General features: G+C 43.3%; 19 protein-coding genes. 12 read left to right on the top strand and 7 right to left on the bottom strand.

Annotated elements, in window-relative coordinates:
* Window positions 1-611: 611 nt before the first annotated feature.
* The gene (locus H6G32_RS15190; protein WP_190459678.1) at window positions 612-2,855 is read right to left on the bottom strand and encodes a M48 family metalloprotease; all 2,244 of its coding nucleotides are present in this window, start codon (window positions 2,853-2,855) and stop codon (window positions 612-614) included.
* A gap of 111 nt (window positions 2,856-2,966) precedes the next feature.
* Window positions 2,967-4,595, bottom strand: coding sequence for a peptide chain release factor 3 (gene prfC / locus H6G32_RS15185; RefSeq protein ID WP_190459677.1), 1,629 nt, complete (start codon window positions 4,593-4,595; stop codon window positions 2,967-2,969).
* Window positions 4,596-4,728: 133 nt separating this feature from the next.
* On the opposite strand from prfC, the gene H6G32_RS15180 reads away from it, so the two are divergent.
* Window positions 4,729-5,088 (top strand): DUF4870 domain-containing protein, encoded by a 360-nt coding sequence (locus H6G32_RS15180; RefSeq protein WP_190459674.1) that lies wholly within the window; start codon window positions 4,729-4,731, stop codon window positions 5,086-5,088.
* Between the two features lie 284 nt (window positions 5,089-5,372).
* On the top strand, window positions 5,373-6,353 hold the full coding sequence (gene hemB / locus H6G32_RS15175; protein ID WP_190459673.1) for a porphobilinogen synthase: 981 nt from the start codon (window positions 5,373-5,375) through the stop codon (window positions 6,351-6,353).
* Between the two features lie 63 nt (window positions 6,354-6,416).
* On the opposite strand, the gene H6G32_RS15170 is transcribed toward hemB, so the two are convergent.
* Window positions 6,417-6,866 (bottom strand): helix-turn-helix domain-containing protein, encoded by a 450-nt coding sequence (locus tag H6G32_RS15170; RefSeq protein WP_190459671.1) that lies wholly within the window; start codon window positions 6,864-6,866, stop codon window positions 6,417-6,419.
* A 230-nt stretch (window positions 6,867-7,096) separates the two neighbouring features.
* Between H6G32_RS15170 and H6G32_RS15165 the strand changes: the two genes are divergently transcribed.
* Window positions 7,097-7,393: a type II toxin-antitoxin system HigB family toxin gene (locus H6G32_RS15165; protein WP_190459668.1), complete on the top strand. Its 297-nt coding sequence runs from the start codon at window positions 7,097-7,099 to the stop codon at window positions 7,391-7,393.
* The gene (locus tag H6G32_RS15160) at window positions 7,386-7,808 is read left to right on the top strand and encodes a helix-turn-helix domain-containing protein (protein ID WP_190459666.1); all 423 of its coding nucleotides are present in this window, start codon (window positions 7,386-7,388) and stop codon (window positions 7,806-7,808) included. Before H6G32_RS15165 ends, H6G32_RS15160 begins: the two co-directional genes overlap by 8 nt.
* Window positions 7,809-7,969: 161 nt before the next feature.
* Here the strand turns inward: H6G32_RS15160 and H6G32_RS15155 are convergent, their stop codons facing one another.
* Entirely contained in the window at window positions 7,970-8,446 is a 477-nt protein-coding gene (locus H6G32_RS15155; RefSeq protein WP_190459664.1) for a hypothetical protein, read from the bottom strand.
* A gap of 251 nt (window positions 8,447-8,697) precedes the next feature.
* Between H6G32_RS15155 and H6G32_RS15150 the strand changes: the two genes are divergently transcribed.
* The 8 genes from H6G32_RS15150 to H6G32_RS15115 all read left to right on the top strand — a co-directional run bounded on the left by H6G32_RS15150 (window position 8,698) and on the right by H6G32_RS15115 (window position 14,420).
* A complete protein-coding gene (locus tag H6G32_RS15150) occupies window positions 8,698-8,910 on the top strand; it encodes a helix-turn-helix domain-containing protein (protein WP_015210146.1) in 213 nt (70 codons plus the stop codon).
* 62 nt (window positions 8,911-8,972) lie between these two features.
* A complete protein-coding gene (locus tag H6G32_RS15145; protein ID WP_190459662.1) occupies window positions 8,973-9,185 on the top strand; it encodes a helix-turn-helix domain-containing protein in 213 nt (70 codons plus the stop codon).
* Window positions 9,186-9,402: 217 nt separating this feature from the next.
* Window positions 9,403-9,693 carry a helix-turn-helix domain-containing protein gene (locus tag H6G32_RS15140; RefSeq protein ID WP_190459660.1) on the top strand — a complete coding sequence of 97 codons (291 nt, stop codon included), beginning with the start codon at window positions 9,403-9,405 and terminating at the stop codon, window positions 9,691-9,693.
* Window positions 9,694-9,862: 169 nt separating this feature from the next.
* Window positions 9,863-10,846, top strand: coding sequence for an alpha-ketoacid dehydrogenase subunit beta (locus H6G32_RS15135; protein ID WP_015210149.1), 984 nt, complete (start codon window positions 9,863-9,865; stop codon window positions 10,844-10,846).
* A gap of 140 nt (window positions 10,847-10,986) precedes the next feature.
* Window positions 10,987-12,399, top strand: coding sequence for a protein translocase subunit SecD (gene secD, locus H6G32_RS15130; protein ID WP_190459749.1), 1,413 nt, complete (start codon window positions 10,987-10,989; stop codon window positions 12,397-12,399).
* Window positions 12,396-13,379, top strand: coding sequence for a protein translocase subunit SecF (gene secF, locus H6G32_RS15125; protein ID WP_190459658.1), 984 nt, complete (start codon window positions 12,396-12,398; stop codon window positions 13,377-13,379). Before secD ends, secF begins: the two co-directional genes overlap by 4 nt.
* A 55-nt stretch (window positions 13,380-13,434) precedes the next feature.
* Window positions 13,435-13,851, top strand: coding sequence for a hypothetical protein (locus H6G32_RS15120; protein ID WP_190459655.1), 417 nt, complete (start codon window positions 13,435-13,437; stop codon window positions 13,849-13,851).
* 101 nt (window positions 13,852-13,952) lie between these two features.
* Window positions 13,953-14,420: a GNAT family N-acetyltransferase gene (locus tag H6G32_RS15115; protein WP_190459653.1), complete on the top strand. Its 468-nt coding sequence runs from the start codon at window positions 13,953-13,955 to the stop codon at window positions 14,418-14,420.
* On the opposite strand, the gene H6G32_RS15110 is transcribed toward H6G32_RS15115, so the two are convergent.
* The 3 genes from H6G32_RS15110 to H6G32_RS15100 form a co-directional block, all read right to left on the bottom strand.
* Window positions 14,362-15,294: a sensor histidine kinase gene (locus tag H6G32_RS15110; protein WP_190459651.1), complete on the bottom strand. Its 933-nt coding sequence runs from the start codon at window positions 15,292-15,294 to the stop codon at window positions 14,362-14,364. The genes H6G32_RS15115 and H6G32_RS15110 overlap by 59 nt on opposite strands.
* Before the next feature lie 104 nt (window positions 15,295-15,398).
* Window positions 15,399-15,995, bottom strand: coding sequence for an L-threonylcarbamoyladenylate synthase (locus H6G32_RS15105; RefSeq protein ID WP_199328120.1), 597 nt, complete (start codon window positions 15,993-15,995; stop codon window positions 15,399-15,401).
* Between the two features lie 440 nt (window positions 15,996-16,435).
* Window positions 16,436-16,711: a hypothetical protein gene (locus H6G32_RS15100; protein WP_190459649.1), complete on the bottom strand. Its 276-nt coding sequence runs from the start codon at window positions 16,709-16,711 to the stop codon at window positions 16,436-16,438.
* Window positions 16,712-16,878 lie beyond the last annotated feature (167 nt).

Below are 16,878 nucleotides of genomic sequence, written 5' to 3'. Positions count from 1 at the left end.
GCTATTGACCAACACTGCCATAAACCAATTCTTTTAATCCAAACTGTCAACCTATACAATACAGTTTTTCGTTGGGATCAAGCTTGTTTAATACAAAAGCGCACTCTACGCTCAGCCAATACCACCTTAATTCTAGGAATTGTAATTTTAGCAGCCTACTGCCCGCCACAGTAAAGGAATTCTTCTCAGCCCTTGCCCGCAGAATAGAATACCATTCCTAACATTGTCACGGTATTTTCTACATAGCTAGTTTAACGCCTAGGTTTTTGGCGTTAGTATGATCGCATCGTAGCATAAAACACATTTTTTTTAGCAAGAGCAGATAATGGAAACAAAAACCAGCCAGTGGCTGGTTGATTTGCTGCTGTGTTGGGAAGATTAAAGGGTATGGGTTAGCGCCATTAGCTAGACCAATAACCAAGTTATGACGTTGAGTTAAGTTAGCTGCTGTTGATTGTGTAAATAAATGTAACATCTTAGAAAAGAAACTGCAACTTTTGTTTACATTTGGCTTTGCCAGTTGTGATTTCTTTTCGACCGACCAGGACAAGTTTAGACTTTTCTGGTGGGGAACAAATCCAAAATCCCGGCATTGAGTGACTACTAACTAACTAACCCGTCAGGAAAATGTAAGCGCCCCAAGCCTGTGCAGCAACGGCCAAAATGGTAGACCAAATGGGATGAAGGCTATGAATAGTTTTCCCATTTTGAGTTTGTAGGGTTTGGATATCGATCCAAGGCGTTGCTCCTCGCCGAAACCAGCCTGTAACTGTAATCCGTCGCCCAATCCAGTCTTGGGGGTTGACTGACTGCCCTAGCCAAGAAATATGGTGTAATTTCACTAAACCTGTGCTTGTTTGTAGCATTAAGTCTTGTGCTAGGCAGTTGCTAATGCCACTACGACCTAATAGTTTACCGACAAGACACACGCTAATACTGTCAATCGGCAGGGCAGATGGGTTAGCTAATAGGTTGGGCAGCTGATCATCAGTTTGCACATTGGTGGATACGATATCAGGAAAAAAAGAATTAATCCGCATAACTGTGCCAATGCTAAAGCCAATCAGCAGGCATCCTGTAACGAAAGACCAATCTTGATAAATCCACTTCAAATTTAACAACTTGAGTGCGAATGCTAATTCCCAAGTCAGCCAAATCAGACCAGCAAACACAAAGCCGAGGGGAATTCCCAACCAGGGAGCAATTTGTAATAAGAAGGACTGAGGCTTAACTTTTAAGGGCTGAAGGCTTGCCAGATGCAGTTCGGTTTCTAGATGCCAGTGGCGGGCTATTTGGCAAAGACCTTGGATGCGATCGCCAATTAAGGGGTGGCTATTGTTGATCGTCAACCATCGGCGATAAGGATTGAAGCTTTCCCACATCAATAAAGATTCAAAGGAAATATCACCTGCCATACTGCCCAAAGAGAGGCTTTGTTGATAGCCTACGGGCATCAGAATATTCAAGCTTTCTAACTGCCAACTGGTGTGTTCAAGTTTGGCGATATCACCAGCAATCCCCATAGTAATTTTGAGTAAAGCGCGAATTAGCCCGTTGGGGTTCCCAGTAATTTCGGCGGCGGTGCGATCGCTATGGTAAAGCCGCAACCGGGAGTTAAGCAAAGCAGTACCAGTCAGTAAACACCAAATTCCATAGGCAAAACTAGCGAGAACTGTGAACGGCCAGCGCCAAATTCCCTGTTTGATGTTGTTTCCCCACACAGACCCTTGCCGATATAAGCTGTAAATCGGCAGTGTCACCAGTAACACCAGGGACATCACAGGCAAATCCCAGCGCCCAATCTGCCCTATTCCCAGGGCGTAGATAGTGGCGATTTCATTATCCGCCAGTTGCTCTAACAGCCCCTGACTGACGACTATTCTGGCAGTGCGAGGTAGATTGCCATAGGTGAGGATCATTGGTGCGGCTATTGGCAAAATCCGTAGTTTGGGTAATGGACAGCGTTTCTGTTGGCTAGTACGTTGTAACACCCGGACTGCTTCGCGACTGTAGGTATGCAAGACCTCTTTAGTTAACTGTCGCTGACTATAAAAGTCTGCCAGTAGCCTATCTAGCAACCAGGGAGAAACTGCAATTAGTAAGACTAATACGAGTATTAATGCCGTTGTCGGGTCATAGTATAAAAGCTGCAATGGCTCCAAGAAAGGGAGTTGGACTAAAATCTGATTGATTATGCCCATTGCTAACTTGACTATTTCTCGCAACATCCAGAACAAGGCCATGAATGTACCTACTGCCAGCAGCCGCGAGGGGATTAAGTTCGGCTTACCCAGGGGTTGCCATACTTTGGCGCGTTTTGCTTGTCGCCAATAACGGCTGAATCGTTCGCTTTGTGTGTTGTTTACAGAGCCAATCAAACCACTTAAAGGCGCAGCAGGTGCTTCTAATGTGCCTGGGAAGTGACTAGCTGGTAGAGGCGGGGAATTAGCCGTATTAGTTTCTAATGCTGTTTGTTTTAGCTGCTGTTGTGGTGCAGCAGCGACTGGGGGAGAATCTAAGCTGGAATTATCAAAGGCAACAAATCCAGTTGCATTTTTTGAGGTTAGTAATATATCACGTTTTTTTTGTTTCGTCAAATGTTCAAGAGCGCGTGTTGCCCACTCTTGAACTTGCGGATTATTACTCTCAATTAGATGCTCACACAGGGCGATCGCCTTGGGAACTCCGCCACTGCGGGCATAAGCCATCACTAAACCAACCTGGGCTTGTAAGCTAGCATTACCATTGCCTGGGCTGCTGGCAAGAGGTTCTAGGTGTTTAATTGCTGTGTGGTAATTTCCCTGCTTGAGGGCAACTAATCCAGCCTCCAAAGATGGTTCGGTATATGAAGGCATACAAATTCTGGCACTCCAATTTCTTCTAACTGATTCACGTTTGTCCAAAAGTGCGTTCTTCAGCTACCCTGATAATCAAAGTGCATCCCCATGGGGTTTCTAACGAGTGAATTATCCCTCCACAGGTTGTTGACCGGAAAATACTGGGGCGATGGCGCTTAATTTCAACTCTGGATGATCTCCCGCTAACTGTTGGCAATTCCATTCATTCCGGAATAGCAACACCGGGCGTCCCATGTTGTCTTTGACTGTAGTGGTGTTAAATAAACGTCCCACTTTATTTAAAGCGGACCATCCGCCATCAACCCAACGGGCGACACTATAGGGCAATACTTCTAGCAAGGTTTCCACGCCGTACTCATTTTGTAAGCGAAACTGCACCACCTCGAATTGCAACTGACCCACCGCCGCCAAAATTGGATCGCGCTTGGCTTCATCAACTGAGTGCATAATTTGCACAGCACCCTCTTCTCGTAATTCAGCAATACCTTTTTGAAATTGCTTAAACTTCGAGGGGTTGGGGTTTCTCAGGGTAGCAAACAGTTCTGGCGAGAAATAAGGAATCCCCTCATATTCTAGCTTTTGTCCTGTATAAATTGTATCGCCTATCGCGAAAACGCCAGGATTGTTCAAACCGATCACATCGCCGGGATAAGCTACATCAATCGATTCCCGTTCTTGAGCAAAAAGTTTTTGCGGACGAGACAGACGGACGACTTTGCCAGTGCGGGCGTGATTCACTGTCATATCTTTTTCAAACTTTCCCGTACAGACCCGGATAAATGCGACGCGATCGCGATGCTTCGGGTCCATATTAGCTTGCAGTTTGAAAACAAACCCAGAAAAATCCGGGTAGGTAGGGGCAACTTCACCAACGCTACTATTGTGATTACCAGGTTTCAGGGCATAGTCCAAGAAGTACTTGAGGAATAACTCCACCCCAAAGTTAGTCATGGCACTACCAAAGAACACAGGCGTCATTTTTCCTTGATGCACCAATTCTAAATCTAGTTCCGACCCCGCTCCTTCCAACAGTTCTAAATCATTTTTCAGTTGGTGGTAAAGGTCTTCTTCTAGGAGTTCTTCAATTTTGGCATCACCTAAATCGATTATTGTATCCTTGGCTTCCCGGCTACCGTGGGCGCTACGTTCAAACAGGTGAATTTGTTGTTTATGACGGTCAAACACACCTTTAAAGCGATCGCCCATCCCAATCGGCCAGTTGACTGCATAGGTCTGCAAACCCAATTCTTGCTCAATCTCGTCCAAGAGATCCAGTGGTTCCCTTCCCGGACGGTCGAGTTTATTGATAAAAGTAAAGATGGGGATACCCCGCAATTTGCACACTTCAAACAGTTTGCGAGTTTGCGGTTCCAAACCTTTGGCTACATCAATCAGCATCACCGCATTATCTGCGGCGGCTAGGGTGCGATAAGTATCTTCACTGAAATCTTGGTGTCCAGGAGTATCGAGCAAATTTATCTGACAGTTCCGGTATGCAAACTGCAACACCGTAGAAGTAATGGAAATACCCCGTTGTTGTTCCATTGCCATCCAGTCAGAAGTAGCTTTGCGCTGGGCCCGTCGCGCCTTCACCGCCCCAGCTTCGTGAATTGCACCTCCGTATAACAGTAGCTTTTCAGTAAGTGTCGTTTTACCAGCATCAGGGTGAGAAATAATCGCAAAGTTGCGGCGCAGTTCAACTGCTTGCAGCAATTCAGACTCAAGTTCGGTTGTCATCAGTGTATTTGTTCGCTTGTAAATTAACTTAACGTAATTTTTTACTACTCTAGCGAGTCTTTTAATCTTAAGACAAGGAGGCTCGTGATAGGGTCGTAATATCACTAACCATTTGAAATAATAGGAGAAAAGAATGTACGACTCAGACAAGCGAAAGTTATTATCTGCTCTATGTCATGGAGCCATTTTTTTTAGTACTGCGGTTGTCTCTGTAGGTTTACCCATTGCCATACTATTCGTATCCGATGATCCTGTAGTTAAAAGCAATGCCAAAGAATCTATCAACTTCCACTTTAATGTATGGTTATATGGAGGGATTCTGGGAGCGCTGTTGTTTCTAACTGGTTGGTTACTTTTACCACTAGTAGTCTTGCTACCACTAGCAGGTTTAGGGTATCTACTGCACTGGGGACTAACTATTTGGGCACTTACCCATGTTTTTAGCAATCCAGATCAACCCTTCCGTTATCCATTTATTTTCCGTGTCTTGTAGCACAAATTATGGTAATTAGTAATTAGGCTTTTCACCAATCAGGTATGCCCTATTACTCAATTTCCCTAATTAATTGGATAGAATTTTAAGATCGTTTTTTCAACTGTCCGTTGGCGAGATGTCAACCAAGCTGTAAAATACAAAATTGCCCCACAGCTTCATCAACAGCAGGGCAAAAGACAGTTAAGCACTGTTTGTAGTGTGTCTGAAGGTCACAAGGCAAAACCTTGCTTTTGTGACGCTTTGTTTTGTGTCCATCGCGTTGTTTTTCTTGATAAAACTTTATGTTTCCAACTCATCGCCCCCGCCGTCTGCGTACCCATCCCCAATTACGTCGGATGGTTCGTGAAACTGTTTTAACAACAAGTGATTTAATTTACCCATTGTTTGCTGTACCGGGCGAGGGAATAGCCAATGAAGTCAAATCTATGCCGGGAGTTTACCAACTTTCGGTAGATAAAATTGTTGAAGAAGCCAAAGAAGTTTATGACTTAGGAATTCCCGCTATTATTCTTTTTGGAATTCCTGCGGAGAAAGATATAGATGCTACTGGTGCTTGGCATGATTGTGGTATTGTCCAAAAAGCAGCAACAGCCGTAAAAGCAGCCATTCCTGATTTAATTGTAGTTGCTGATACTTGTTTGTGTGAGTATACTAGCCACGGTCATTGTGGTTATCTACAAGTTGGTGATTTAACCGGACGGGTTTTAAATGACCCCACTTTAGAATTACTCAAGAAAACAGCAGTTTCTCAAGCACAAGCCGGTGCTGATATCATTGCACCTTCGGGAATGATGGATGGCTTTGTCCAAGCAATTCGTCAGGGTTTGGATGCGGCGGGATTTGAAGATACGCCGATTATGTCCTATGCTGCTAAATACGCTTCAGCTTATTACGGCCCATTTAGAGATGCAGCTGACTCGACACCGCAATTTGGCGACAGACGCACTTACCAAATGGACCCAGGTAACGCCCGCGAAGCTATCAAAGAAATTGAATTAGATATCGCTGAAGGCGCTGATATGCTCATGGTTAAGCCGGCTTTGGCATACATGGATATTATCTGGCGTGTGAAGGAAGCGAGTAATTTACCAGTAGCTGCTTACAATGTTTCTGGCGAGTATTCAATGGTGAAAGCCGCAGCCCTCAACGGCTGGGTTGATGAACAGCGCATAGTTTTGGAAACTTTAACTGGCTTTAAGCGTGCTGGTGCTGATTTGATTTTGACCTACCATGCAAAAGATGCTGCTAGGTGGTTGGGGTAAGTTAAAGAAATCTCACGCAAAGGCGCAAAGGCGCAAAGAGAATTTGAGTATCTTTCGCCTTTGTTATTCGTCGCAACCTGAATCTACACTCGGAAGAAGGTCATTGAGATCAGCTTCAGTAACTTTTTCGTTTTTATTATTCATAATAGCTTGACGGATATTGTCTAGTTCTTCTTTAGCAGCCCAATGACGAGTTGCAAGAACCCTATACTCATCTGTTCTACCTTCACGTTTTGTCTGCTCTAATAATTTTGCTTGTATTAAAAATTTTAATGCTTGTTGGGCTTTACGAACGCTCATTTTACAAATCTGAGCAGTTTTCTTCAGGCTAGCAAAGCATACTCCTTCTTCTTTACCACCAGTTCTACGAACCATGTGAGTATAGATACGAAATTCATACGGGTCTAACCCATATTCATCTAAGAAGTTGTGAATAAACGCAACTGAAGTGGGTAAAGAGTCAGTTTTCTCTAAGAAATTAGATTTTTCTGAAAGATTTTTTTTATCAGACATTGGAAATAATTGCGCTAGTAGTCTAGTTTTTTGTACTTGTGCATAAGCAGAATATGCACATGGCGACTTATGCACTTGCTACCTTAGTACCTATGCACTCGCTGCACTACCAACCTATGCACCTCCTGCCGTAGCTCTGTTATATATATAGTTATTTTCTTAATGGATATATTTATCTCTTTAACAGGGCTAACGCCCTACTAGTTGTGAGGTAATATTAAGTTATTGTCATGAAAATAATATCCGAAACAAGATTCAAGGAATTCTCCAGCAAATACCCTGATGCTAAAGCTAATCTCTTAACTTGGTATAAGCGAGCAAAATTAGCTAAATGGCAAAATTTTAACGAAGTCTGCCAAAATTTCAAACAAAGGAGTGTTGATAAAGTAGATAATTTTATTATTTTTGATATTTGTGGTACAGACTACCGCTTAATTACTTCAATCGATTTCATTGGCAAGAAAGTATACTTAAAATATTTCTTGACTCACACAAACTACAGTAAAGACAAATGGAAAGATGATTAACCTTTCTGCTAAAGGTATGAATTACTTAGAGTTATTACAAGCTTTTCCTCCTAGACCTATCAAATCTGATGAGGAACTGCTTGCTACTCAAAATGTAATTGATTCTCTATTAGACAATACTCCATTAACACCAGATGAGCAAGACTATCTTGATTTACTAGGTACTTTAGTTTACGAATACGAGCAAACAAAAGAGCCTGTTCCTGATATTTATGGAATAGAGTTGCTTAAAGCTCTTATGGAAGAATATGGTTTGGGTCAAAAAGATTTGATTCCTGTATTTAAGACAGAATCTATAATGTCAGATATCCTAACAGAAAAGCGTAAACTAACTATAGATCATATTCAAGAGTTAGCAGAAATTTTCCATCTTTCACCTGCTGTTTTTCTTCCGCTACCTACTCAAAATTTATAGTTTTAAATTGATTTTAAATCTATAGTCAGGATTAAATATTTCCTCCAAAAGTGTCTTGGCGACTGGAAGTCACAGCTACACAGGCAAAACCCTTGACTTTGTATTAGTCCACGGAGGTGGACTTTGCCTGTGTAGTAGCGAATTATATTCGCCCAAGACTCTCATGCCAAAATTTGGCTGTTCGTCAAATGACTGACGGAGGAAGTAAGAAGAGTCCGACAGGTGCGAAAAACATTTCGCAGGTATTCTAGGCGTTCATGAGAAAAAGCAAATTTCAGGATGTTGATGAGTCGTCCCCAAGCGTACAATTGTGCAGAGCTAGTGGCTTGGCGAAATTTTTGGCTATAAAATTCTTTCCAGAACTCTGGCGCTTTGTACGTCTTTTGCTTGCGCCAACGTTTGCGCCAAGTCAGTATATCTTGATTTGTGGGGGGTGCTGCTTCTAAAATTGGCGGTAAATCGGCGTAACTGACAAATCTGACAAGATGTTCGGCGATTACCAATATTACATTCGGCCAGCAGCGGATTTCTTTGATTTCGGTAACTGGTATATTGAGGAGGAGCGCGATCGCATCTTCGGTGACAAAGCGGACTAAAGGATTGACGTAGTTCGATTCTGCTCGTTCAATTGTTATCATGGTAGATGACCTCGATATTGATGTTGGGTAGATAGCCTCGATATTGATATTGGGTAGATAGCTTCGATATTTCTATTGGGTAGATGACCTCGATATATCTATTGGAGTGTTTCCATCTTCTGGGTCAATAACTCCCAGCTTTTGGGAATTTGTTTTAAATTGTCGGTCGCTCTTTCGTTTGCGAGACTCGGAGCGATCGCTTTTTATCTCTATGTAAATATTAAAGGATATATATATATCTGTTGTCAAGTATGGGTTTGGTAAGGTTGCGAATTCGAGAGTTCGCCGCTGAAAACGGCTGGACATTAAAAGAAGTTGCTGAACGTTCTGGAGTAGGCTACAGTGCGCTCAAAGTTTATGCGCGTTCTCCCGGTTTAGCCACTGTTGACGTCACAGCCTTGCACAAACTAGCGCGAACCTTCAACGTTCTGATAGAAGATTTGTACGAGATAGTACAGGATTGATAAAGCGAATTAGAGTATTGATATGGGTTCGCAGCAGTTGATTCCGAAACAGGTGAAAAATAATGGGTTTGGTGAGGTTGCGGATTAAAGAATTTGCGGCAGAGAAGGGCTGGACACTGAAAGAAGTTTCTGACCGTTCAGGAATTGCATATACCACGCTCAAGAATTACGCCAAGTCTCCTGGCTTGGCGACTGTGGATGTAACATCTCTTCACAAATTGGCCCGGACATTTGACGTTTTAATGGAAGACTTATACGAAATTGTGCAGGAGTAGGGGAAAAGTTGCGGCTAGTTGCACAAATCCTTTGGATATTTGACCTTTTTATCAAAAAACTGTATTGAAGACTACAGAAAAAGGTACTGTCTTGTTTGCCAGAGGTGGCAGCGATCGCTTATAAAAGAATATATGGTTAATAAATTGTCTTCAATTGGCATTTTTATGTCAATCGATTTAATAAACAGACTCTAAATTTTCACAGGGAGCGTCGCATATGGATATGCAAGTCCTGAGAGAGCATGCGGGACTTAGCCGTACAGAGGTTGCCTTCAGGCTTGCAATCAGTGAAACCAGCGTTCGCAACTGGGAAGCTGGGCGTACTGAACCCACGATGACACCAAAAAAATATTTAGATGCTTTGCGGCTATTCAAATGTACACCTGAAGAGTTAGCAGCCGCCAGTGAAAAATCTATTAATCAGCGACATAAACGTAAACCAGGGAGGCCAAAACGCTTTCCAGACAATCAGTTACATCAGGTGACTGATTCGCCAGTGTGCAGTTAAAGTTAGAAAGTTAATCAAAAGTAGAATCTTGATGATCTTGTACTGTTCTACCTTGGCTTTGGGAGCAGCATCTGGCAAAAAATCAATCTCTAACTAGTGCGATCGCTCACGGTATTGGCCACGGTAGCACGATAAGATTCTAAAACAATAATCGCAACTAAAGGTCTAAATGGCGGAAACACTATTTTTCAACGCTCTGCGGGAAGCCATTGATGAAGAAATGGCCCGTGACTCCAGCGTATTTGTTCTCGGTGAAGACGTAGGACACTATGGCGGTTCCTATAAAGTTACCAAAGACCTATGCAAAAAGTATGGTGATCTGCGAGTTCTAGACACCCCGATTGCCGAAAACAGCTTTACTGGCATGGCTGTAGGAGCAGCCATGACTGGGTTAAGACCGATCATCGAAGGCATGAACATGGGCTTTTTGCTGCTAGCTTTCAACCAAATATCCAACAATGCCGGGATGCTGCGCTATACTTCCGGCGGTAACTTTAAAATTCCAATGGTGATTCGCGGACCTGGAGGTGTGGGACGGCAATTAGGGGCTGAACATTCCCAGCGGCTTGAAGCATATTTCCAAGCCGTTCCTGGGTTAAAAATTGTCACCTGCTCCACACCTTACAACGCCAAAGGACTTTTAAAATCTGCTATCCGCGATGATAACCCAGTGCTGTTTTTTGAGCACGTGCTGCTTTACAACTTAAAAGAAGACCTACCAGAAACAGAATATTTAGTACCTCTGGATAAAGCCGAAGTGGTGCGTCGCGGCAAAGATGTGACAATTCTCACTTATTCCCGGATGCGCCATCATGTGCTGCAAGCCGTAAAAACTTTGGAAAAACAAGGTTTTGACCCAGAAGTAATTGACTTGATCTCCCTCAAGCCTCTGGATTTCGATACCATCGGTACATCGATCCGCAAAACCCATCGCGTGATTATTGTGGAAGAATGCATGAGAACCGGGGGTATTGGTGCAGAATTAACCGCCTCAATTAACGATCGCCTATTTGATGAACTGGATGCACCAGTGCTACGGCTTTCTTCCCAAGACATCCCCACACCTTACAACGGTAATCTGGAGCGACTAACCATTGTCCAACCAGAGCAAATTGTCGAAGCAGTGGAAAAAATGGTAGCTTTGCGAGTTTAGGTAATAGGTAACAGGTAATTGGGAAAAAGGGGAAGAGAAAAAACGATTACCTTTTTCCCGATTACCGATTACTGATTACTGATTACTCATAACGCTGTGAAAGAACGCTATCATAACCTTTGTCAGTTGCGAGTTATGGTATGCAGAGACAGCGATCGCTATTGGTTTTGATTTTAGTGTTGGTAATTGCCGCCATTGCGGTGATTGCCACAATTCCCATACCCCTGGGACTGGACTTGCGGGGAGGATCACAGCTTACAATTCAGGTGAAACCAACAGCGGAGATACCGCAAATCACCGAACGAGAATTGGAAGGCGTGAAAAAAGTAGTCGAAGGTCGAATTAACGGTCTCGGCGTTTCCGAACCAGTAATCCAAACTGTGGGTACAGACAAGATTCTAGTGCAGTTACCAGGGGTAAACGACCCAGAGCAAGCAGAACGGGTACTAGGGGGTACAGCGCAGTTAGAATTTCGCACCCAAAAACCTGGTACAGAAACTCAAATATTTGCTTTAAAAGTATCTCAATCAGAACTAAAAGCAAAGCAACAAGAGTTGAGAAAGAGCAAGGACAAAGAAGCAATTGCTAAAAATCAAGCTGCCTTGCAGAATAATAATCAGGCGATCGCCGACTTGTTTGAAAGCACCAACCCACCGCTAATTGGCAAATACCTTCAAGATGCCTATGGCGAACCCACTCAAGGTAACAATTGGAATGTTGCCATTCGCTTCAATCAAAAGGGTGGTGAACTGTTTGCCGAACTAACGAAAAAGCTTGCTGGTACTGGACGCAGCATCGGCATTTTTCTCGATAACGAACTAATTAGCGCTCCTGTAGTCGGACCAGAACACGCAGCCACTGGTATTACTGGCGGTTCAGCCGTGATTCAGGGTACTTTCAAAGCCCAAGAAGCCAATGACTTAGGCGTGCAGTTGCGCGGTGGTGCATTACCCGTACCCGTAGAAATTGCCGAAATCCGCACTGTTGGCGCAACCTTGGGTAAAGACAGCATCACTAGCAGTATCTATGCTGGAATCGGTGGTCTGACTTTAGTCTTAATATTTATGGTGGTGTACTATAGATTACCAGGGCTAATTGCGGATATATCACTATTAATCTATTCCCTGCTTACCTGGGCTACCTTTGCTTTGTTGGGTGTCACCCTAACATTGCCGGGAATTGCCGGTTTTATCCTCAGTATTGGCATGGCAGTTGATGCCAACGTGCTAATTTTTGAACGGACGAGGGAAGAATTGCAGGCAGGCAAAACCCTATATCGTTCTGTCGAATCTGGCTTTTACCGGGCCTTTTCCAGTATTTTAGACGGCAACGTTACCACAGTCATTGCCTGTGCTGCACTATTTTGGCTGGGGGCTGGTTTGGTAAAAGGCTTTGCCCTAACTTTGGCTTTAGGGGTAGCAGTGAGTATGTTTACTGCCATTACCTGTAGTCGCACCTTCATGTTTTTGGCAATTACAATTCCTGCATTGCGGAAACCAGAACTTTTCTGTCCGAACCTGCCAGTATCAAATAAGGCAGAGGTAGCTAGATGAAACTGAGTATTAACAAATCGCGATCGCTATGGTGGACTATTTCTTCTGCCATTATTCTTGCTGGAATCATCTCAATGGTGATTTCTTGGCAAAACCCCAACATTCGCGCCCCTCTACGTCCTAGTTTGGATTTCGTTGGTGGTACAAGATTACAGTTTGAACGGGATTGCACTAAACCGGGTAACTGCGACAAGCCAATTGATATCAATGTCGTCCGGGAAGTAGCTAAAGAACAGGGTTTGGGCGATAGCAGCATCCAAATTGTTGCTGACAAAAATACACGTGCCGAAAATGGAATATCAATTCGGACAAAAACCTTAGATCGCGAGCAACGTAGCAAGTTGCAAAATGCCTTAAGCGAAAAAATTGGCACTTTTGATCAGCAAAAAAACCAATTTGATAGCGTTGGCCCCACTCTAGGGCGAGAGTTGTTGACATCTGGGATCATCGCCCTGATTGTTTCCTTTGCCGGCATCATTATTTACTTGAGCTTCCGCTTCCAATTGGACTATGCCGTATTTGCGATCGTTGCTCTACTTCATGATGTTTTAATCACGGCAGGGATATTCTCAATTTTCGGTTTGGTACTAGGCACTGAAGTGGATAGCCTCTTCATCGTCGCCCTACTAACGATTACAGGCTTCTCGGTAAACGATACGGTGGTAATTTACGATCGCATTCGGGAAACGCTGCAAACAAATCCCCACCGCCAGATTGCTGACATTGTAGATGATGCCGTCAACCAAACCTTAGGACGGTCAATCAACACGACTTTTACCACGTTGCTGTCATTATTTGCCATCTTTTTGTTTGGAGGAGAAACACTAAAAAACTTTGCCTTAGCTTTAATTATTGGCTTTACAGTGGGAGCTTACTCCAGCATATTTGTCGCCAGTACCCTCCTAACTTGGTGGCGAGAGCGCACAGTCCAATCCCCAGCTGAGTCAATTGATACCAGTGCCAGTTCCCAGGATAGTTAACCTTGGGACTAGTTCACAATTGGGTTAAAGCATTTTAAATTTTGTTTATTCCCCTATGGCTCAATCCGACGAAGAACCACCAATTAATCAACTAGACCTTGAGAACTCTGACCAATCTTTTGCTCAACAAGTGCAAAGGCTACACCAACTGACAATCTACGGCAGGTGGTTGTTTGTTGGTTGTTTGTGGGTCACCATTGCCCCTCTTTGCCTGTGGGAGATACGTACAGAAATTGCTTTATGGCAACAATACTTTACCTGGGTAGCAGTGCGATATGGACTTGTATTCCATCCACTAGCTACCCTAGGTCTAGCCTTTTGTATCGGTATGACCTTAGCGGTGTTAATTTGGCAAAGCCGGAATATCCTTCAGGGACTACCAAAACAGGAAAAACAACGTTTAGAACAACAAGTTTATCGGATACGTCAGCAGGGGCCAAGTCATCCTCTGTGGAAATGGGTTTGTCATTAAAAGCAAGCAAATAGTTGCATATAGATATACGTTTTCAGTACTTTCTAGCAAAATATGACTAAACAATAGCCAAGATCCTGCCAAAATTGGGTGTCTACATAATGAACTTTCCTCAGATTCAATTTAGCGACCGTCATGCCGAAATTGACCTGCACCAACTCCAGGAGCTACTAAATATTTCAGCTTTTTGGGCAAAAGGGCGTAGTATTGAGGATTTGGCCATAGCCATTGCCAACAGCGATCCAGTAATTTGCATTTGGGATGGAGAAAAACTCATTGGCTTTGCTAGGGCCACTTCCGATGGCATCTATCGCGCCACAATTTGGGATGTTGTCATTCACCCAGAATATCGTGGTAATGGGCTGGGAATCAAATTAGTAGAAACTGTTCTCAGCCATCCCCGGATGCAGGTTGAGCGCGTTTACCTGATGACCACTCACCAACAGGAGTTCTACGAAAAAATTGGTTTCCAGTCCAATACCACCACCACAATGGTGCTACACAACCAAACTAACTTGGGTTCTCTGCCAACTGGGGAAATTCAGCTTCAGGAATCACTAGGGGGATAGAAACTTGTAGCCTAGTAAGCTGCTCCTTTGCTTCCTTGTCTGTGGGAGAAAGCAGGATTTCCAGTTTTCCTCCCATCACTTCCATTAAGGTTTGATTGAGTAATAGCTTCATTCCTGGAGATAAACCTACATTCTCCTCTACAGGCTTGTCTTCAGATTTGATTAAATCTATCGGCTCACTCCAGGGCACAGCATGAGTGGGCACATCCAACCAAATGTAGACAAAATTATTTGTCGGTGCAACTCTACTGGAAAGGCAGAGGCTGCCGAACTCCATCTGAGAAATAGCTGTGTCTACTAAATTTACCAATACTTGGCGTAGCCAACGAGGATCTGCCAAAACATAAGTTTCGGGAGCGGGGGGTAAAACGAGAAAGGGAAAATTGCGATTTGCTGCCAGCATATAAGTTAATTTATCAACTTCCTGTAGCACTTCAGCTAATGCTAGGGGTTGAATATCTAATTTGCTGTTCCCATGTTCTGTTCTGGCAATGCTGAGAATTTCATCAATCAGCTTCAGTAATTTCAGCGCCCGCTCATGAGCTTGAGCAATAAATTCTCGCTCTTCAGCCGGATCTTCACACAAATCCGACAAAATTAACTGGTGCAAGCCAATCAGACCATTCAGGGGCGATCGCAATTCATGGGTTGTCCTTGCCAAAAAACCCGCTTTAAACTGGCTCATTTGGGCTGCCATTTCGTATGCCAGCTGGGTTTGCTTCACCTGTTGTAAGAGTAGTGGCAGATGCTGTTGTTCTTCGAGCAATACTGAAGATGAGCCAGATGTAGCCTTTGCCGAGCGCGCAAATAACCCACAAAAACCCATCCCTAATGCTATTCCTGCTCCTAGATATACCCAGTCGCTCACATTCATAGTCTGGCAATTATTAACTTGTTAATTGACCGCAAATACGCTTTCCTGAAATTCCGGATTTTCTAGTCCATCATCCATGTAGAGACGCTGCGTAAACGTTGCTGCTACCTTGCCGAATTATCTAACTTAATGGCACCTTGCCGCAAAATTTGCCAATTCATCCCCGTCCATTTGGCAACGGTGGAAGGTAGACCCATTCCTGCTATTTCGCCCTGGTGTGCTTTTGTTTCCAGAGTCAGAACTTCCGGGAATGTAGCCTCAATTTCTGCGATTGTCTGCAAGGGTGGCTGACCTGATAAATTAGCGCTTGTGGTGGCTAGAGGCCCCGTTTGTGCCAAAATAGTTTGAGCGATCGCACAATTCGGCACTCTAATCCCAATTGTTGTCGAGTCAATCGGGTTCATCGCCTTTGGCAGGCGATGGCTTGCTGGTAAAACTAACGTCAGCGCTCCCGGCCAATATTTACTTACTAATTCTTCCCAAATCTGACGCTCCACATCACTACCTTTCACATAAGGCCACAAATCAGCAGCACTAGCAGCCATCAAAATCAAAGGTTTATCCTGAGAACGCTGTTTAGCAATAAAAATTAATTCGGCTTTTTCTGGTAAAACTGCGAGTGCGGGAACAGTATCTGTAGGAAAACTCACTAAACAGCCAGCTTTAGCCTTATTTATCAGTTCTTCTAAAGAAACATTCATAATTTAGAATTTTTAATTCGTAAAAGATAAAGATTTAGTTTTACCCTTTCTTTCTTTTCAAAGATAATTTGCGATACCTAACTTTGGGTATAGCCATCACTTACACATGATAGGCAGTTATAACCTTTTTCTTATCAGGACTGTAAATAGACTCCACTCTTGGGTATTCATCATGAACCCACCAAACCTTAATCCTGTTTCCTTGCGCCGGAGCAGTTCCCGACATAGAATAACCAGCATCATTCATTAACTTCTCAAATTGGTTTGAGTCTAAAATCGTACACTTAAACTCTGGCAGCCCCTGTATTTGATGCCTATTCAGAGTCATAACGCCTGGTAATTTGTAAGTATCTTGTACCTTACCTTACTTACAATCTCTTAAATTGCCTTTTTGGCAATAAATTCTAGTAAACTTTAAATACCTTGTGCTAGAACAGAAATTAAGGCTGGGGGTCATAAGTACCCTGGTAAGTTGTAAATATCTTATACCCTGGCAATACTAAAGCTATACCCGCCTTACTGTGTATCTGACCTGGATATCTGTAAGGTTGATCGTCAGGAACCGCACCACCAATCCGAAGATGTATCCCTAGTAGCCATAAATACAATCCAGGAATCAATAAATCCATACTATAAGCAATTTCTCTCATTGCTTCATTTTCAAAAATGGAGTTATTGCGAGTAATTCTAAAATTGGTATTTGTGATGTTCAACATGAGTTTTCAATCCCCAATAGGGATTTGGAGAGTTTCAATTCCCAATGGGGATTTTGAGAGGAGAAGGGAGTTTCAATCCCCAATTGGGATTATCTTAACAGGAGAGGCGAGTTTCAACCCCTATTAGCGGATTATCTTCATTGAAAAAACCTCTAAGATAAGTTCCC

Source organism: Cylindrospermum sp. FACHB-282, from assembly GCF_014697195.1.
GTDB lineage: Bacteria > Cyanobacteriota > Cyanobacteriia > Cyanobacteriales > Nostocaceae > Cylindrospermum.
The sequence above is the reverse complement of the archived record's forward strand: the minus strand, read 5'-3'. Positions and strand labels throughout refer to the sequence as shown.